This is a genomic window from Pseudomonas sp. R1-1 (assembly GCF_051132135.1).
Classification (GTDB): domain Bacteria; phylum Pseudomonadota; class Gammaproteobacteria; order Pseudomonadales; family Pseudomonadaceae; genus Aquipseudomonas.
In genome coordinates this window covers 3,379,640-3,396,373 of the sequence record NZ_CP071663.1, presented here as the reverse complement: position 1 = coordinate 3,396,373, position 16,734 = coordinate 3,379,640, and the positions used below count along the sequence as shown (strand labels likewise).

18 protein-coding genes are annotated in these 16,734 nt (G+C 60.1%); 13 read left to right on the top strand and 5 right to left on the bottom strand.

Annotated features, from left to right (window positions below):
• The first annotated feature begins 55 nt into the window (after nucleotides 1–55).
• The 3 genes from J3P75_RS15355 (at nucleotide 56) to J3P75_RS15345 (ending at nucleotide 3,619) form a co-directional block, all read left to right on the top strand.
• Nucleotides 56–1,078 (top strand): ATP-binding protein, encoded by a 1,023-nt coding sequence (locus J3P75_RS15355; protein ID WP_434707293.1) that lies wholly within the window; start codon nucleotides 56–58, stop codon nucleotides 1,076–1,078.
• Nucleotides 1,060–1,743 (top strand): vWA domain-containing protein, encoded by a 684-nt coding sequence (locus tag J3P75_RS15350; protein ID WP_434711315.1) that lies wholly within the window; start codon nucleotides 1,060–1,062, stop codon nucleotides 1,741–1,743. The genes J3P75_RS15355 and J3P75_RS15350 overlap by 19 nt, the downstream gene beginning before the upstream one ends.
• A gap of 316 nt (nucleotides 1,744–2,059) precedes the next feature.
• Entirely contained in the window at nucleotides 2,060–3,619 is a 1,560-nt protein-coding gene (locus J3P75_RS15345; RefSeq protein WP_434707292.1) for a TerC family protein, read from the top strand.
• A 121-nt stretch (nucleotides 3,620–3,740) separates the two neighbouring features.
• Here J3P75_RS15345 and J3P75_RS15340 read toward each other — a convergent pair whose 3' ends face one another.
• The 3 genes from J3P75_RS15340 to J3P75_RS15330 all read right to left on the bottom strand — a co-directional run bounded on the left by J3P75_RS15340 (nucleotide 3,741) and on the right by J3P75_RS15330 (nucleotide 5,931).
• Entirely contained in the window at nucleotides 3,741–4,835 is a 1,095-nt protein-coding gene (locus J3P75_RS15340) for a diguanylate cyclase domain-containing protein (RefSeq protein WP_434707291.1), read from the bottom strand.
• A gap of 145 nt (nucleotides 4,836–4,980) precedes the next feature.
• Nucleotides 4,981–5,442, bottom strand: a complete 462-nt coding sequence (locus J3P75_RS15335) for a hypothetical protein (protein ID WP_434707290.1) — start codon at nucleotides 5,440–5,442, stop codon at nucleotides 4,981–4,983.
• A 54-nt stretch (nucleotides 5,443–5,496) separates the two neighbouring features.
• The gene (locus J3P75_RS15330) at nucleotides 5,497–5,931 is read right to left on the bottom strand and encodes a thioredoxin family protein (RefSeq protein ID WP_434707289.1); all 435 of its coding nucleotides are present in this window, start codon (nucleotides 5,929–5,931) and stop codon (nucleotides 5,497–5,499) included.
• A 246-nt stretch (nucleotides 5,932–6,177) separates the two neighbouring features.
• Here J3P75_RS15330 and J3P75_RS15325 point away from each other — a divergent pair, with 246 nt between their 5' ends.
• From J3P75_RS15325 to J3P75_RS15280, 10 genes are all read left to right on the top strand, one after another.
• Nucleotides 6,178–6,426, top strand: a complete 249-nt coding sequence (locus tag J3P75_RS15325) for a type II toxin-antitoxin system Phd/YefM family antitoxin (RefSeq protein WP_434707288.1) — start codon at nucleotides 6,178–6,180, stop codon at nucleotides 6,424–6,426.
• Nucleotides 6,416–6,697: a type II toxin-antitoxin system RelE family toxin gene (locus J3P75_RS15320; RefSeq protein ID WP_434707287.1), complete on the top strand. Its 282-nt coding sequence runs from the start codon at nucleotides 6,416–6,418 to the stop codon at nucleotides 6,695–6,697. Before J3P75_RS15325 ends, J3P75_RS15320 begins: the two co-directional genes overlap by 11 nt.
• Before the next feature lie 275 nt (nucleotides 6,698–6,972).
• Complete coding sequence (locus tag J3P75_RS15315) at nucleotides 6,973–7,821, top strand: transporter substrate-binding domain-containing protein (protein WP_434707286.1); 849 nt, start codon at nucleotides 6,973–6,975, stop codon at nucleotides 7,819–7,821.
• A gap of 51 nt (nucleotides 7,822–7,872) precedes the next feature.
• Complete coding sequence (locus J3P75_RS15310) at nucleotides 7,873–8,535, top strand: amino acid ABC transporter permease (RefSeq protein ID WP_434707285.1); 663 nt, start codon at nucleotides 7,873–7,875, stop codon at nucleotides 8,533–8,535.
• Nucleotides 8,536–8,544: 9 nt separating this feature from the next.
• Nucleotides 8,545–9,207, top strand: coding sequence for an amino acid ABC transporter permease (locus J3P75_RS15305; protein WP_434707284.1), 663 nt, complete (start codon nucleotides 8,545–8,547; stop codon nucleotides 9,205–9,207).
• On the top strand, nucleotides 9,204–9,995 hold the full coding sequence (locus J3P75_RS15300; RefSeq protein WP_434707283.1) for an amino acid ABC transporter ATP-binding protein: 792 nt from the start codon (nucleotides 9,204–9,206) through the stop codon (nucleotides 9,993–9,995). The genes J3P75_RS15305 and J3P75_RS15300 overlap by 4 nt, the downstream gene beginning before the upstream one ends.
• A 30-nt stretch (nucleotides 9,996–10,025) precedes the next feature.
• Nucleotides 10,026–10,415: a RidA family protein gene (locus J3P75_RS15295; protein WP_434707282.1), complete on the top strand. Its 390-nt coding sequence runs from the start codon at nucleotides 10,026–10,028 to the stop codon at nucleotides 10,413–10,415.
• Between the two features lie 156 nt (nucleotides 10,416–10,571).
• Nucleotides 10,572–11,336, top strand: a complete 765-nt coding sequence (locus J3P75_RS15290) for an IclR family transcriptional regulator (RefSeq protein WP_434711313.1) — start codon at nucleotides 10,572–10,574, stop codon at nucleotides 11,334–11,336.
• Nucleotides 11,337–11,375: 39 nt separating this feature from the next.
• A complete protein-coding gene (locus J3P75_RS15285; protein ID WP_434707281.1) occupies nucleotides 11,376–12,590 on the top strand; it encodes an amino acid deaminase in 1,215 nt (404 codons plus the stop codon).
• A gap of 132 nt (nucleotides 12,591–12,722) precedes the next feature.
• Nucleotides 12,723–13,655, top strand: a complete 933-nt coding sequence (locus tag J3P75_RS15280) for a sugar kinase (RefSeq protein WP_434707280.1) — start codon at nucleotides 12,723–12,725, stop codon at nucleotides 13,653–13,655.
• A gap of 188 nt (nucleotides 13,656–13,843) precedes the next feature.
• Here J3P75_RS15280 and J3P75_RS15275 read toward each other — a convergent pair whose 3' ends face one another.
• Complete coding sequence (locus J3P75_RS15275; protein WP_007912322.1) at nucleotides 13,844–14,119, bottom strand: peptidylprolyl isomerase; 276 nt, start codon at nucleotides 14,117–14,119, stop codon at nucleotides 13,844–13,846.
• Between the two features lie 50 nt (nucleotides 14,120–14,169).
• Nucleotides 14,170–16,707, bottom strand: coding sequence for a PAS domain S-box protein (locus J3P75_RS15270; protein WP_434707279.1), 2,538 nt, complete (start codon nucleotides 16,705–16,707; stop codon nucleotides 14,170–14,172).
• Between the last annotated feature and the right edge of the window lie 27 nt (nucleotides 16,708–16,734).

The following is a 16,734-nucleotide window of genomic DNA, read 5'->3' as shown; positions in this document are numbered from 1 at the left end:
ATCTGACACCCCAAAACATTAAAGAACACCCACGACCACGCCAGAGAACCCACCAATGACCGACACCCCACATTTCCCCCTCTCCGCCGTGGTCGGCGCCGATGACCTGAAGCTCGCCCTGTGCCTCACCGCCATTGACCCGAAAATCGGCGGCGTGCTGATCGAAGGCCCGCGCGGCATGGCCAAATCGACCCTGGCCCGTGGCCTTGCGGATCTGCTCGCCAGCGGCCAGTTCGTCACCTTGCCGCTGGGCGCGACCGAAGAGCGTCTGGTCGGCACCCTCGATCTGGACGCCGCCCTCAGCGATGGGCGCGCGCAGTTTTCCCCCGGTGTGCTGGCCAAGGCTGACGGCGGCGTTCTCTATGTCGATGAAGTCAATCTGCTGCCCGATCACCTGGTCGATCTGCTGCTCGATGTCGCCGCCAGCGGCACCAACCTGATCGAACGTGACGGGATTTCCCATCGTCATTCGGCGAAATTTGTCCTGATCGGCACGATGAACCCGGAAGAGGGCGAGTTACGCCCGCAGTTGCTCGACCGCTTCGGTCTGAACGTCGCCCTCAGCGGCCATACGCAACCGACCGAGCGCGGCCAGATCATCCGTCGGCGGCTGGATTTCGACAGCGATCCGCAGGCGTTCTGCGCGCAATGGGCCGCCGCGCAGCAGAGCCTGCGTGAACGCTGCGAAAGCGCGCGGATTGCGCTGGCCGATATTGAGCTGGACGATGCCGCGCTGGCGCAGATTACCGAGCGCTGTTTCGCCGCCGGCGTGGATGGCTTGCGTGCTGATCTGGTGTGGTTGCGCGCAGCCCGCGCGCACGCGGCATGGCGTGGGGCGACGCAGATTGGCGAGGAAGATATTGACGCCGTGGCCGAGTTTGCCCTGCGCCATCGACGTCGCGAACCGTCGGTGCCGCCTAGCCCGCAACAACAGCAACAGCCACAACAACCGCCGCAGTCGCCCAATCCGACGCAAAACACAGCGAGCGAAGGGCAGGGCCAGTGGGGCGATATGCCGACACCAGCGCTCGCCACTGGCACTCGACGAGAAGTGCCCGTCTGGCCAAAAAAGCCCTAGGCATTCGCCCCCGATCCGACGCGGGGGCGAATGCCAGACCCCGCGCCGGACGGCTCGACAACGGACGCCAAGGCAAGCGCCACAGCGCGAGGAATGGCTCGGTGAACTGGCCGGGCACGTTGATAAACGGACGGCCACGACTGCGTGAAGATCTTCTATTCCAACTGCGCACCCGCTCTCCCCATGAGCTGTGGCTGGTCATCGTCGACGCCTCCGCTTCGACTCGACGCCATCAGGCCTTGAGCGATGCCAAGGGTCTGCTCGCGCAGTTGTTCGACGACGCCTACCGCCAACGCGCGCGGCTCGCTTTGCTGACCGCCAGTGGTTCGACGCCGAAGTGGCAAGTGCAGGGACTCAAAGCGTCCAGCAGTCTGCAAGCGTGGCTGCAAGCGTTGGGGGCGGGTGGTGGCACGCCGTTGCTTGCGGCGCTGTTGCAGGCGCAGCAGTGGCTGGTGCAACGGCGCAAGCGTTTCCCCGCCGAACAGCAGCGATTGCTGGTGGTGACCGACGGGCGTTTGAAGCAATGTTCTGGACTGCCGGTGCTGGATTGCCCGGGATTGCTGGTCGATATCGAGCGTGGACCGATTCGCCTGGGCCGGGCGCAGGCAATTGCCGAAGCGCTGGGGACTGATTATCGGCATATCGATGAGCTGGCTGAGCGTTGACGATCGCTTGGCGAGCCTGCTGGCGAACGCAGCTGTCTTCAGCTCATCCGTACAGATCTTGAAATGATTTGCCACTGGGGAAAATGTGTCTTGAGGCTGTACGCTCCAAGGCCATTTTTCATTCAGGATTTGCATGAACACCCTCTCGGAGCCCCCCAGTTATCCCGTCTCCTCGCGCCACGGCGCGGTCTTGATGCTCGCGCAGCATCCGGTTTTTCGACTTCCGACTATCTTTGCCAATGCGGCTCTTCAGCCTTCGCGTTGCGCTTTGTCGTGTCCGGCAGCCTGAATTCACTGAGAGAGATCGAGACGTTTTATGGAATGGTTAGCGGATCCCACGGCCTGGTTGGGCTTGTTGACATTGATCGTGCTGGAACTGGTGCTGGGTATCGACAACCTGGTGTTCATTGCGATTCTGGCGGACAAACTGCCGCCGCATCAGCGCGACCGTGCGCGAATCATCGGCCTGTCGCTGGCACTGATCATGCGTCTGGGCCTGCTGGCGAGCATTTCCTGGCTGGTCACGCTGACGCAGCCGCTGTTCGAAGTGTTCGGCAAAAGCTTCTCCGGACGTGATCTGATCATGCTGTTTGGTGGTGTGTTTCTGCTGTTCAAGGCCACCATGGAGCTGCACGAACGGCTCGAAGGCCATGTCGGCGAGCGCACCACCAACGCGGCGTACGCGCTGTTCTGGCCGATCGTTGCGCAGATCGTGGTGCTGGACGCGGTGTTCTCCCTCGATGCGGTGATTACGGCGGTGGGCATGGTCGATGAACTGGCGGTGATGATGATCGCGGTGATCATTTCCATCGGCCTGATGATCGTCGCCAGCAAGCCGCTGACCCGCTTCGTCAATGCGCACCCGACGGTGATCATGCTGTGCCTGGGCTTTTTGATGATGATCGGTTTCGCCCTGACCGCCGAAGGTCTGGGCTTCCATATTCCGAAAGGCTACCTGTACGCGGCCATCGGTTTCTCGATCCTGATCGAGGTGTTCAACCAGATTGCCCGGGCGCGCCGCAAACGCTCGATGCAGGGTGTGCGCCCGTTGCGTGAGCGCACGGCCCACGCGGTGATGCGCTTGCTCGGCGGGCGCACACTGGCAGCCGAAGAAGTGGGCGAGGAGATCTCTGACCTGCTCGATAACGGTGACGCACCCAGCGCCGAGCTGTTCGACCGTCGCGAGCGGGTGATGATCAGCGGTGTGCTGCAACTGGCTGAGCGACCGATTCGCCAGTTGATGACGGTGCGCGCCGATGTCGACGCCATTGATCTGGCTGACGACGCGGAAACGATTCGTACGAAGCTGATGCATTCGTCCTACTCGCGTTTGCCATTGATTCGTGACGGTGCGGTGGATGAACCGTTGGGCTTTGTGCACAAGAAAGAACTGCTCAAGGATTATCTGGCCGGCGCCGAGCCAAACCTGGAGCAACTTGCCCGCCAGACCGTCAACCTGCTCGACAGCTATTCGATCCTCAACGCGCTGGAACAGATGCGCGCGGCCTCGACGCACATTGCGTTTGTGGTCAACGAATTTGGTGATTTCGTCGGGGTGCTGACCATGACCGACATTCTGGAATCGATTGCCGGTGAGTTGCCCGATGCCAGCGAAATCGAAGGCCCGGACGTGCTGGAGGAGCAGGGCGGCTATCTGGTCAGCGGCGCATTACCGCTGGCCCGCGTGCGCCAGCGCACCGGGTTCGCTGCCGAGCCGACCGAGGATTATCAAACCATGGCCGGGTTGGTGATGAGTCTGCTGGATCGCTTGCCGATGAAGGGCGACCGGCTGGCATACGAAGGCTGGCAATTGACGGTGAAGGCGGTGGAAGAGCGACGGGTGACGCGAGTGTTGCTGGAGCGCGCGGCTGCATGATTGCTGCGGTCATTGCCTGACCCTTCGCCATCGCCAGCAGGCTGGCTCCCACAGGTTTTGTGTTACTTCAAATTGAATGTAATGCAAACCCCTGTGGGAGCTGGCTTGCCAGCGATGGCGATCAGTCAAGCGACGCAGCTTCATGATGAAATGTGTACCGGTCCTTGCCGGTGTGCTTGGACTCATACAACGCCGAATCAGCCTTGATCAATGCTTGATTCAACGTGTCACCCTCCTCGACCCGGGTTATGCCGATGCTGATGGTGACCGGGTGCTCGGCAGGCTGTTCACGGACCAAACGGCACAGCTCGGTGGCAAGCCCGGCAGCATCTTCGCGGCGCACGGCCGCCAGATAGATCGCAAACTCTTCACCGCCCAGGCGTGCATAGTCGAATTCGGCCATCACGGTTTTGATATTGGCAGCGACGCGTTTGAGCACTTCGTCACCGATGTCATGGCCGTAGGTGTCGTTGACCTTCTTGAAATTGTCGATGTCGATCATCATCAGAAAGTGGTCGTATTCGCGTGGAATCGCTTGCAGGCGCTGCTGCGCGTGCGTCATGAACGCGCGGCGATTGGGAATCTGTGTCAGTGGGTCGTTGTACGCCTGATCCAGCAGCAACCTGGACATGATGTAGTTACTGAACCGCGCCTCGCGAAATTTCAAAAACGCGTACACGGTCAGCGCGCAGAGGAACACGCTGTAGCAGGCGGTCAGTACGCCGCGCAGTTCGCCCAGTTCGGTGCTGGTACCGAGGAACGGGTTAAGCACCACCCAGATAACCACCTGCAAGGCAAAAAACGCCCAGCGCCGCAACGGCAACACCGAAACGCTGTACAGCAGGCTCGCAGCGGCGAGCATCAGCCACGAACTGTGCACCGCAGGCGGCAGACCGTCGACGATCATTCGCACGCCGACCGTCAGGCCCAGGACCAACAACACGGTGAGCACATCGAAATGCGCGGCTTTGCGAGTAAACCCGAGCACCAGCGTCACCACACCGAAGACGCCAAGAAACACCATCGAGCGCCACGTGAAGCCTTGTCCGCCCATGAAACTGACGATCAGGTCGAACAACAGCCACATGAAAATGCTGACCACGTAAATCAGCAGGCTGAAGGTTTTCAGTCGCTCGAATTCGCGCTGAAGAAACTCGCTTCTCAACGGCGCCGACGCGCTTTCCTTCAAGGCCTGCGCTTCTATGCTTTCGAACATGCTCGTCCTGCTGCTCGTTTTGATGGCAGCGACTACCGGGCCCCCAAGGGTGTAGCGCTACGTGTTTGCTCATCAGCAAAGCAGCCGAACGGACGCTTGTCCAATGTGAGGCCTGATCCCGGTCCATGACGAGATCAGGCTGCACTCAAGCGCCGAACAGTGAACGCCACCATGCAACTAATCGTTTCGGCAAACTCGACGGCTTGCGCTCAATCAGGCGCTCGAGTGCCAGGCTGCCAAAGTACGAACGCCCCTCCTGGCTTACGCCTTCGGCCTTCAGTGTGACCGTGACAGTGGTTTCAACAGGTGGCGCTATGAACCAGTCGGTCAGCACCTGCCAGTGCGAATCATTGCTGATGGACAGTCTGAGCAATTCGCGAGGTCGTTCCTGGGTCACTACTACGCTGGCAGTCAGTTTGTCGGCTGTTTTCATCCGCAACGCCAGTCGGTATTCAGCTCCCGGCTGGATGTGCTTGATTGTCTGACTGACGGAGCCGGGCGCTACGATACTGCACTCTCCGTCGACGAAATCCGTTTGTCCTGGATGAGTGACTTCCCAATGCTCCGAGCCTTGAGTGAACTCACCGTTCTTGATCAGGTTGGTCACGTTTGAATCCTCCTTGACGTTTATGGGGTCGCGGTACTTCAGCATTTTGCGCAGTCAATACGAACGACGGTGACGCGATGGGGCGACGGTACACAGCACTCTGAATGCCTCACGCAACCAGGCCAGGTCATGCTGACGTTTACGCGGCGGGCCAGCAGGCGCTTTGGTCTTGCCAACATGCCTTGCGAAATCTTCTGCAAGGGACTGTTCAGTACCAATGCCCTTGAGCTTTTTCAGCAATTTGCCGTTGCGATAGAACAGCACCGTAGGCGTGCCGGTGACCAGCGGATGGCGTGGCGACTGGCGGGTGTCGAGCATGTAAACGTTGGCGCGATGCCGGTAGGGCTCGGCAGTCTGCCGAAAGATCGGCCCAGCCCATTCGCACGCAGGGCAATGCTCGTTGGCAAAATACAGGACGACCGGGCGCCAGGTTTTCAGGGCCTTGCGATAAACCGGTGCCAGCGTTGCCGCAGGGAGAGATGCGCTCATCGAATGCTCCTTTTCAACGACGGTGAGGTCTGGCGACGTTAAAGGAGGGTGTGTGAGGTCGTCTACTGTCAGAAATTACAGGTGCTGGCTCGAAGTCTCGGATTTATCCCACGAAAATGGCAGAGCGCGCTGACAGCCAAGGCAGAAATGATGAATGGAATGACGTGTTAGGCTCGATGTATCAAGTCAAGCGCTTCTTGGGGTGCTATTTTTGGCACTTCTTAAAGTACGCCAAGGAGCATCTTGATGGCACATATCGTCCTCTCCAATGTTGTAGCAAGTATTTCTGAATTGAAAAAAGATCCGATGGGAACGGTAGCAGCGGGCGGGGGGCATTCGGTCGCAATCCTTAACCGAAATCAACCGGCGTTTTATTGCGTTCCTGCCAAAGAGTATGAGGCGATGATGACGCGTCTGGATGATCTGGAGCTGATTGCGCTGTGCAAGGAGCGGGAAAGCGACCCAACGATCAGGGTCTCGATAGATGACTTATGAGCTGGAGTTTTCTGAAAAAGCCTGGAAGGAATGGATGAAGCTTGGTGCAGTTGTGAAGGAGCAGTTCAAGAAAAAGCTCGCGGAAAGGCTGTTGAATCCACATATTCCCTCGGCTCGTCTGAAAGGCTTGGGCAATGCATACAAAATCAAACTTCAAAGCGCCGGCTATCGGCTGGTTTATAGAGTGAGCGACGAAGTGCTGATTGTCACAGTGATCGCCATCGGCAAAAGAGCCGGGGGCGATGTATATGAGGCTGCGACTAGACGCTGATTACAATTCTGGCTCTTAGTTAAATGCACCGAAATCGCCCAACCTCATCCCGTTTGGGAACCTGATACCCGTCTGCAGTAGCGTTCGGTAGCGAACCCGCTCCCTCTAGCGCACCACCCTCAAGCGATATTTCCATCGCATCTCCTTGATTCTAAAAACCTTTAAAACCTACGCAGATTTCTGACCAAGGCTGTGGCACACTTTCTGCTGTCTATTCCGTAGTAACAAACCGTGTTCCGGTATAGCGGAATAAACACCATTCTGGAGTGCTTGCCATGCATCGCCGTCCTTCGTTGTTCAAAGCGTGTGTTTTCGTTCTTGCAGCTTCATCAACCGTGATGGGCCTGGCCCAGGCTGCCGAGAGCAAGCTCGACAGTGTCCTGGCTCGCGGCAAATTGATTGTCGGCACTGGCAGCACCAATGCGCCGTGGCACTTTCAAGGCGCGGACGGCAAGTTGCAGGGTTTCGATATCGATATCGCCAGGATGGTGGCCAAAGGGCTGTTCAACGACTCGAGCAAGGTCGAGTTCGTCGTGCAGTCGTCCGATGCGCGGATTCCCAACCTGCTCACCGACAAGGTCGACATGAGCTGCCAGTTCATCACCGTCACGGCCAGCCGCGCGCAGCAAGTGGCGTTCACCCTGCCGTATTACCGCGAAGGGGTTGGTCTGTTGTTGCCGAACAACAGCAAGTACAAGGAAATCGAAGACCTGCAAGCTGCGGGCGACGACGTCACCGTTGCTGTGCTGCAAAACGTGTATGCCGAGGAGCTGGTGCATCAGGCCTTGCCCAAAGCCAAAGTCGATCAGTACGACAGCGTCGATTTGATGTATCAGGCAGTGAATTCCGGCCGTGCCGACGCGGCTGCCACCGACCAGTCTTCGGTCAAATACCTGATGGTGCAGAACCCCGGTCGCTATCGCAGCCCGGCATACGCCTGGAGCCCGCAGACCTACGCCTGCGCCGTCAAACGCGGCGATCAAGACTGGTTGAACTTCGTCAATACCGCGTTGCATGAAGCCATGACCGGCGTTGAATTCCCGACCTACGCCGCGTCGTTCAAGCAGTGGTTTGGCGTCGATCTGCCGTCGCCGGCCATTGGTTTCCCTGTCGAATTCAAATGATCCCGTGAGAGCGGGGCGATTGCCGTCGCCTCGCTCAAGGTGCTGCTGACCATGAACTATCAGTTGAACTTTGCCGCCGTGTGGCGCGATTTCGACACCTTGCTGGCGGGGCTCGGTCTTGGGCTGCAACTGGCGCTGGTGTCGATCGCCATCGGTTGCGTGATCGGCCTGCTGATGGCGTTTGCCTTGCTGTCGAAGCATCGCGCCTTGCGGGTGCTGGCCTCGGTGTACGTCACGGTGGTGCGCAACACGCCGATACTGGTGTTGATCCTGTTGATCTACTTTGCCCTGCCGAGCCTCGGCATTCGGCTGGACAAGATTCCCTCGTTCATCATCACGCTGTCGCTGTACGCCGGCGCCTACCTGACCGAAGTCTTCCGCGGTGGCTTGCTGAGCATTCCCAAAGGCCAGCGTGAAGCCGGGCTGGCGGTCGGGTTGGGCGAGTGGCAGGTCAAGGCGTACGTCACCGTGCCGGTGATGCTGCGCAATGTCTTGCCGGCGCTGTCGAACAATTTCATTTCGCTGTTCAAGGACACCTCGCTGGCCGCTGCGATTGCGGTGCCCGAGCTGACTTACTACGCGCGCAAGATCAACGTCGAAAGCTACCGGGTGATCGAAACCTGGCTGGTGACCACGGCGTTGTATGTCGCGGCCTGTTACCTCATTGCCATGCTGCTGCGTTACCTCGAGCAGCGTCTGGCGATCCGCCGATAGGAGGCTGCGATGTACGAATCACCTAGCTGGTTGCATGAATTGTGGGTCGCTCGCGAGCCGCTTTTGCAAGGTTTTCTGACCAGTGTGCAAGTGTCGGCGCTGGCGATTCTGCTCGGCACCTTGCTCGGCGTAGTTGCCGGGTTGGTGCTGACTTACGGGCGCTTCTGGATGCGTGCGCCGTTTCGCTTTTACGTCGATCTGATTCGCGGCACGCCGGTGTTTGTATTGGTGCTGGCCTGCTTCTACATGGCGCCGGCGCTGGGTTGGCAGATCAGCGCGTTTCAGGCCGGCGCCTTGGGCCTGACGCTGTTTTGCGGCTCGCACGTCGCCGAGATTGTCCGTGGCGCGCTGCAAGCATTGCCACGCGGACAGCTGGAGGCGGGCAAAGCCATCGGCCTGACGTTTTATCAGTCCCTCGGCTACGTGCTGTTGCCGCAGGCATTGCGGCAGATTCTGCCAACCTGGGTCAACTCGTCCACGGAAATCGTCAAGGCCTCGACCTTGCTCTCGGTGATCGGTGTGGCTGAATTGCTGCTCAGCACGCAGCAAGTCATCGCGCGGAATTTCATGACCCTGGAGTTCTATCTGTTCGCCGGTTTTCTGTTCTTCGTCATCAACTTCGGCATCGAATTACTCGGCCGGCACATTGAAAAGCGGGTGGCCTTGCCATGACTCAAACTCAAGTTTCCCCAAACCATCAGGCGCTGCTGGACATTCGCGGCCTGCACAAACAGTACGGCGCGGTCGAAGTGCTCAAAGGTGTCGACCTGAGCATGCAGCGCGGCAACGTCGTAACGCTGATCGGTTCCAGCGGTTCGGGCAAGACCACGCTGCTGCGCTGCGTGAACATGCTCGAGGAATTTCAGGGCGGGCAGATTCTGCTCGACGGTGAATCCATCGGCTATGACGAGGTCAACGGCAAGCGCGTGCGTCATGCGGAAAAAGTCATCGCCCGGCATCGCGCTATGACCGGTATGGCGTTTCAGCAATTCAATCTGTTCCCGCATCTGACCGCATTGCAGAACGTCACCCTGGGCTTGCTCAAGGTGAAGAAAATGCCCAAGGACGAAGCCGTGGTGCTCGCCGAGAAATGGCTGGAGCGCGTGGGCCTGCTGGAGCGGCGCAATCACTTTCCCGGCCAGTTGTCCGGCGGGCAGCAACAGCGCGTGGCGATTGCCCGGGCGATTGCGATGAACCCCAGCCTGATGCTGTTCGACGAAGTCACCTCAGCGCTCGACCCAGAGCTGGTCGGTGAAGTGCTCAACGTAATCAAGGGTCTGGCCGAAGACGGCATGACCATGCTGCTGGTGACCCACGAAATGCGTTTCGCCTTCGAGGTCTCGGACAAGATCGTTTTCATGAATCAGGGGCGAATCGAAGAGCAGGGGCCTCCCAAGGAACTGTTCGAACGTCCGCAATCACCGCGTCTGGCTGAGTTTTTGAAGAACACGCGGTTTTAAATCTTTGTTTTGTAATCAGGAGAAACACCCATGAGCATTACTCGTTATGGCACCGGCAGCACCGCCGCCGGCGGTCAGCCGCGTCCCTTCGCGCGCGCGGTCGAAGCGGATGGCTGGCTGCACGTCTCCGGCCAGGTGCCAGCGGTCGAGGGCGAGATCATTGTTGGCGGCATCGTCGAACAGACTCACCAGACCATGAAGAACCTGATCGCGATTCTCGAAGAGGCTGGTTATGGCCTGGAGGATGTAGTGCGGGTCGGTGTGTGGCTGGATGACCCGCGGGATTTCAGCAGCTTCAACAAAGTCTTCGGCGAATATTTCAAACCCGAGCACGCCCCGGCGCGGGCTTGTGTGCAGGCGAGCATGATGGTCGATTGCAAGGTTGAGATTGATTGCATTGCGTACAAAAGGAAGGCCTGAACCACACCGATCGTTCCCACGCTCTGCGTGGGAATGCCTCAAGGGACGCTCCGCGTTCCAATGGGACGCAGAGCGTCCCCGGCTGCATTCCCACGCAGAGCGTGGGAACGATCATTAGCGGTAAACTCCCGGCGACTTTGAATGGGAACCACTGAAATGACCGAAGACACCATCAAGCGCCGGGCTCGCGGTCTGGACCGGGCGTTCGATATCCTCGATTTTCTCAAGGAAATCGGCCAGCCGCTGCGCCCGAACGACATCGCCAACGGCATCGGCAGCCCGAAATCCACGGTCTACGAACTGGTTGCCTCGTTACTCGAACGGCGCATTCTCGAGCTGGTGGGCAAGGACGGTCATGTCTACCTGGGCCGGCAGCTGTACTTTCTCGGCCAGGCGCATCTGCGCCATTTCGATCTCAGTCGCGAGGCCGATCACGCCTTGCAGGAGATTGTCAGCCAGACCCGCGAGACCGCGCAGATGTGCCTGCTCAACGGGCGCAAATACACGGTGGCGCTGATGAAAGAGGGTGAGCGGCATTTCCGCATTTCCTCCGACATCGGCGAGAACGCGCCGATCCCGTGGACAGCCTCGGGGCGCCTGCTGCTGGCGCACCTGAGCGACCAGCAGATCATCGACCTGATCGACGAAGACGACTACATCCTGCCCGACGGCGAACGTCTGCCGCTGGAGCGCTTTCTGGCGGAGATCCGTCAGGCCGGAATCGACGGTTTTTTCTCCTTCGACAGCGTCGCCGACACCTTCACCCATTGCTTCGCCGCGCCGGTCAAAGACCCGCAAGGCGTAGCGATTTGTACCTTGTGCATCGTCGCGCCCCGGGCCGACGCGAAAACCCATTACGACGACTATCGCCGGGTACTGATCGAGAGCGCCAACAGCCTCGCCCGGCGCATCAACGAATAAACGCGGCTGGCTGCGGCCGCGACAACGAGGAGTTCGACCATGACGACTGCCAACAATCGTGCTGTGCAAAAGGGCGACGCGGCTATCGGCGCGCAGCTGGTGCGCGACGTCAGCCTGCCCGCGCTGGTGCTGCACCGCCAGGCACTGGAGCACAACATTCGCTGGATGCAGAAATTCGTCAGCGACAGCGGCGCCGAACTGGCGCCCCACGGTAAAACCAGCATGACCCCGGCGCTGTTCAAACGTCAGCTCGATGCCGGTGCGTGGGGCATCACCCTCGCCAGCGCGACCCAGACCTGCGCCGCCTATGCCCATGGCGTGCGCCGGGTGCTGATGGCCAACCAACTGGTCGGCATCCCGAACATGGCGCTGATCGCTGACTTGCTTACCGATCCGGCATTTGAATTCCATTGCATGGTCGATCACCCGGATAACGTCGCTGACCTCGGCGCGTACTTTGCCTCGCGCGGGCTCGAGCTCAACGTGATGATCGAATACGGCGTCGTCGGCGGACGTTGCGGTTGCCGCAGCGAGCAGGAAGTCATCGAACTGGCGAAGGCGATCAACGCCCAACCGGCGCTGGCACTGACCGGCATCGAAGGTTACGAAGGGGTGATCCACGGCGACCACGCAGTCAGCGGCATCCGCGAGTTCGCCGCCTCGTTGGTACGCCTGGCCGTGCAGTTGCAAGACAGCGGCGGTTTTGCCGTTGCCAAGCCGATCATCACTGCGTCTGGCTCGGCGTGGTACGACTTGATTGCCGAATCGTTCGAAACGCAAAACGCCGCCGGGCGCTTTCTCAGCGTGCTGCGTCCGGGCAGTTACATCGCCCATGACCACGGCATCTACAAGGATGCGCAGTGCTGCGTCCTCGACCGGCGCAGCGATCTGCACGAAGGCTTGCGCCCGGCGCTGGAAGTCTGGGCGCATGTGCAGTCATTGCCGGAAGCGGGTTTTGCGGTGATCGCGCTGGGCAAGCGTGATGTGGCCTTCGATGCCGGTTTGCCGGTGCCATTGCTGCGCTACAAGGCCGGTGCCGTGCCTGCGGTTGGCGAAGACGTGAGTGCCTGCAAAGTGACCGCGGTGATGGACCAGCACGCGTTCATGACGGTGGCGCCGGGTGTTGAATTGCGCGTCGGCGATATCATTTCCTTTGGCACCTCGCACCCGTGTTTGACGTTCGACAAGTGGCGGGTGGGGTTGTTGGTGGATGAACAACTGACGGTGATCGAGAGCATGGAGACTTGTTTCTAAGGCTTCAGACCGAGGCGCAGCCAATCGCGAGCAGGCTCACTCCTACATTTGAAACGCATTCCAATTGTAGGAGTGAGCCTGCTCGCGATGACGGCGGCACAGCCACCACCGAACCATCAGAGCCCCCCTCAAATGAACACCTTAAGCCCCCTGGGCCCAAACACCCCGCGCATCGCCCTGATCGGCGAATGCATGATCGAGCTGCAGCAGCGCGCCGATGGCAGCCTGCAGCAAAGCTTCGGCGGCGATACCCTGAACACTGCGGTGTATCTGTCCCGCGCGATGGGCGATCAGGCACAGGTCGATTACGTCACCGCGCTGGGCGACGACAGTTTCAGCGATGCCATGTGCCGGATCTGGGACGGCGAAGGCATTGGCCTCGATCTGGTCCAGCGCCTGCCTGGCCGGTTGCCCGGTTTGTATTGCATTCAGACCGACGCCAACGGGGAGCGACGTTTCCTTTATTGGCGCAACGAAGCCGCCGTCCGCGAGTGCTTCACCACACCGGCCGCCGAACCGGTGCTGGCAGCGTTGCCCGATTATGACGTGCTGTATTTCAGCGGTATTACCCTTGCTGTACTCGGTGCAAAGGGCCGGGACAGACTGATCGAAACCTTGATCAAGGCGCGGCAGAACGATGCGCGCATCGTCTTCGACAACAACTACCGGCCGCGGCTGTGGGCTTCTGTCGAAGAGGCGCGAGCGGCGTATCGCAGTATTTTGCCTTACGTTGATCTGGCGTTATTGACGGTGGAAGACGAGCAGGCGCTGTTCGGCTTCCCCGACTGCGATGAAGTGTTTGCGGCGTATGCGCAGATTGGTACGCCGGAGGTGGTGCTCAAGCGTGGGGCCGAGGCTTGTCTGATTCGCTGCGAGGGTGCGGCGTTCGAAGTGCCGGCGCGGAAGGTCGAGACAGTGGTGGATACCACCGCGGCGGGGGATTCGTTCAGTGCGGCGTATCTGGCCAGTCGTCTGTCCGGTGACAGTCCTGTGGAAGCGGCGCAGGCTGGGCATCTGCTGGCGAGCCGGGTAATTCAGGTGCCGGGGGCGTTGATTCCGAAATAGTCGTTTGAATGGCCGCTTGCTGCGCAATCGGTTCGCGAGCAGGCTCGCTCCCACAGGGGACCGCATTTCAGCCTCCACAGGGACTGCATTTCAGTGTCCAGAAGGCAATGCATCACACCTAACACAGGTGGAATGCATTTCAACTGTGGGAGCGAGCCTGCTCGCGAAGAGGCCCGCGAGCCAACTCACTAATCCCGGTAAAACACCTGCACCAGGTGATAACCAAACTTGCTCTTGATCGGCCCATGCACGGTGCGCAGTGGTTTTTTGAAGATCACCGCATCAATCGCACCGACCATCTGCCCCGGTCGGACTTCGCCCAGGTCGCCGCCACGTTTGCCGGACGGGCAGGTGGAGAATTTCTTCGCCAGCACATCGAACGCCTCTCCCTTGGCGATGCGTTGTTTGAGCTGTTCGGCCTCTTCGGCGGTTTTCACCAGAATGTGGCGGGCTTGGGCTTTCATCGGGCGGTCCTGATAACGGGGTGAAGGCGGGGCGCGGATTATGCCTCAAGTCACAGGGTTTGGCTGGTCATCGTGCGGATCTTGCTGGCCAGCAGCTCGACCGCGAACGGTTTGGCAACCATGTCCATGCCGTCCTCAAGAAATCCCTGACGCTCAGCGGCTTTTTGCGCGTAGCCAGTCATGAACAGCACCTTAAGGCCGGGCCGATGCTGACGGGCAATTTCCGCCAATTGCCGACCGTTCATGCCCGGCAAGCCGACGTCGGTGACCAGCAGGTCCACGCGCCGGCTGGACTCAAGCAGGGGCAGGGCGGTCTTCGCGTCTACGGCTTCGTAGGTCTGATAACCCAGTTCCCGGAGCAGATCGAGTACCAGCATGCGCACCGCCGGGTCGTCTTCGACCACCATCACGGTTTCACCGGTGGCGATGGTCGGCGTTTGTTCAACGGCCAGTTGCGTGGCTTGCTGCGCTTCGACGCCGTGCAGGCGCGGCAGATACAAACGCACGGACGTCCCTTGGCCCGGCAAACTGTCGAGACTGACATGCCCGCCAGATTGCTGGGCAAAACCATAAATCATCGACAAACCGAGACCAGTGCCCTGGCCGATCGGCTTGGTGGTGAAAAACGGATCGAAGGCTTTCGAACGGACCGAGGGCGTCATGCCGGTGCCGTTGTCGCTGACCGCCAGCATCAGGTAATCGCCGGCCTTGACCGGTTCCAGCGTCGTGATGTCAGTGCCGTCGAGATAGACGTTGGCGGTTTCGATCAGCAACTCGCCGCCATCGGGCATCGCATCGCGAGCGTTGATGACCAAGTTGAGCAGGGCGTTTTCCAGTTGACTGACGTCGGTGCTGACCGGCCATACATCGTCGGCCAGTTGCAGTTTGAGTTCGATCGGATCGCCTTTGGTCCGCCGGATCAGATCCTCCAGCGATAGCACCAGCACGTTGACGTCGAGGGTTTTGCGGTCCAGCGACTGGCGCCGCGAGAACGCGAGCAAACGGTGGGTCAGTGCCGCCGCGCGATTGGCCGAAGACACCGCCGCTTCGGTGAACCGGCCGATCTCGTCAGCCCGGCCGTTGGCAATGTAGCGCTGCATCAAGTCGAGACTGCCGATGATCCCGGTGAGCATGTTGTTGAAGTCGTGGGCGATGCCGCCGGTGAGCTGGCCGACCGCTTCCATTTTCTGTGCATGGCGCAGGGCATCTTCAGCGCGCTCACGCTCGAACATTTCGCTCTGCAAGCGTTGATTGGCCAAGGCCAGTTGCTCGGTGCGGGCACTGACGCGTTCTTCAAGGGTTTCGTTTAGATTGCGCAGGGCTTCTTCGGTTTTCTTGCGTTCGGTCTCGTCGATCACAAAGATATAGAAACCGTTGACCGCGCCGTCGGCGCCATAACGCGGCAGATAGTTCATCAACGCGTGGCGGCTGCTGCCGTCGCGGTGCGGCGTGTACAGGCTGAAGGAGCACGGCCGGCCGGCCAGCGCTTCGGCAATGTAAGGCAGGCGCAGGAAATACGCCTCCTCACCAATCACCTCGCGAATGGTGCGCCCGTACAACTCCTGCGGCGTGAGCCCGTACCAGTCCAGATAAGCCGCGTTGTTCAAGCGGAAGCGTTCTTCACGATCGACGTAGCTGATCAGGATTGGCATGGCGTTGATGATCAATTGCAGCTCGGTCTGACTCTGGCGCAATGCCTGTTCGGTGTGCTTGCGCTCGGTCAGGTCCAGCGCCGCGCCGAGGAACCGCGTCGGCCGGCCATGGTGATCCTTGTAACAACGCCCGCGCGCAAACACCCAGCGCACTTCGCCGTCACGCTGCAGCAAGCGATATTCCTCGGCGTATTCGGTGCCGTGTGTGATGCAGTGTTTGATGCGACGCGTGACCATGGCGCGGTCTTCGGGGTGCACGCCTTGCAGGTAGTCGCTGATCGGCAATTGCCGGGCGTGTGCCGGATCGACCCCGTGCAACTGGGCAAAATGCGCGTCGGCGATAAAGCGGTCTTCGCCGATATTCCAGTCCCAGGTGCCGACCGCGTCGGTGGCCGCGAGGGCCAGTTGCAGGCGTTCTTCGGTTTCGCGTTGCGCCTGCAGGCTTTCTTCGGAGCGACGCTGCAACTCCAGCGCCACGCGCCGGCGTTCATTGGTTTCGATGGCGGTGACGAGAATCCCGGCGACTTGCGCGGATTCGTCGCGAATCGGGCTGTAGGTCAGATCGAGCCAGAAGTCGCTGTCCTTGCCGTCACGCTGCAAGGTAAACCGCCGTTCGCTGTAGGTGCGCACCTGGCCTTGCAGGACGGCGCGGTAAATCGGGTCGGTGAAGTCGCGAAGCTCCGGCCAGACCTCATGCGCCGGCTGCCCGAAAGCCTGCGGATGCTTCTGCCCGGCAAGCAGGGCGAAACCGTTGTTGTAGATCTGCGTGAGCTCCGGGCCCCACAGCAACACCATGGGCATGGGCGAGTGAATGACGATGTCGACCGCAGTGCGCAGGCTCTGCGGCCAGCTTTCGGCAGCGCCCAACGGGCCGCGACTCCAGTCGGTGCGGGTGAGCAGTGCCTGGGCATCATCGGGAATCGGTACAGCGTTCATTACATCGGTCCTGAGCATGGTTCGGTG

What these genes read in the sequence shown, in the direction of transcription:
- J3P75_RS15355 (WP_434707293.1), top strand. Translation starts at nt 56, where the DNA reads ATGACCGACACCCCACATTTCCCCCTCTCCGCCGTGGTCGGCGCCGAT.
- J3P75_RS15270 (WP_434707279.1), bottom strand. Translation starts at nt 16,707, where the DNA reads ATGAACGCTGTACCGATTCCCGATGATGCCCAGGCACTGCTCACCCGC.
- J3P75_RS15330 (WP_434707289.1), bottom strand. Translation starts at nt 5,931, where the DNA reads ATGAGCGCATCTCTCCCTGCGGCAACGCTGGCACCGGTTTATCGCAAG.
- J3P75_RS15345 (WP_434707292.1), top strand. Translation starts at nt 2,060, where the DNA reads ATGGAATGGTTAGCGGATCCCACGGCCTGGTTGGGCTTGTTGACATTG.
- J3P75_RS15310 (WP_434707285.1), top strand. Translation starts at nt 7,873, where the DNA reads ATGAACTATCAGTTGAACTTTGCCGCCGTGTGGCGCGATTTCGACACC.
- J3P75_RS15295 (WP_434707282.1), top strand. Translation starts at nt 10,026, where the DNA reads ATGAGCATTACTCGTTATGGCACCGGCAGCACCGCCGCCGGCGGTCAG.
- J3P75_RS15275 (WP_007912322.1), bottom strand. Translation starts at nt 14,119, where the DNA reads ATGAAAGCCCAAGCCCGCCACATTCTGGTGAAAACCGCCGAAGAGGCC.
- J3P75_RS15315 (WP_434707286.1), top strand. Translation starts at nt 6,973, where the DNA reads ATGCATCGCCGTCCTTCGTTGTTCAAAGCGTGTGTTTTCGTTCTTGCA.
- J3P75_RS15325 (WP_434707288.1), top strand. Translation starts at nt 6,178, where the DNA reads ATGGCACATATCGTCCTCTCCAATGTTGTAGCAAGTATTTCTGAATTG.
- J3P75_RS15285 (WP_434707281.1), top strand. Translation starts at nt 11,376, where the DNA reads ATGACGACTGCCAACAATCGTGCTGTGCAAAAGGGCGACGCGGCTATC.
- J3P75_RS15340 (WP_434707291.1), bottom strand. Translation starts at nt 4,835, where the DNA reads ATGTTCGAAAGCATAGAAGCGCAGGCCTTGAAGGAAAGCGCGTCGGCG.
- J3P75_RS15290 (WP_434711313.1), top strand. Translation starts at nt 10,572, where the DNA reads ATGACCGAAGACACCATCAAGCGCCGGGCTCGCGGTCTGGACCGGGCG.
- J3P75_RS15280 (WP_434707280.1), top strand. Translation starts at nt 12,723, where the DNA reads ATGAACACCTTAAGCCCCCTGGGCCCAAACACCCCGCGCATCGCCCTG.
- J3P75_RS15300 (WP_434707283.1), top strand. Translation starts at nt 9,204, where the DNA reads ATGACTCAAACTCAAGTTTCCCCAAACCATCAGGCGCTGCTGGACATT.
- J3P75_RS15305 (WP_434707284.1), top strand. Translation starts at nt 8,545, where the DNA reads ATGTACGAATCACCTAGCTGGTTGCATGAATTGTGGGTCGCTCGCGAG.
- J3P75_RS15320 (WP_434707287.1), top strand. Translation starts at nt 6,416, where the DNA reads ATGACTTATGAGCTGGAGTTTTCTGAAAAAGCCTGGAAGGAATGGATG.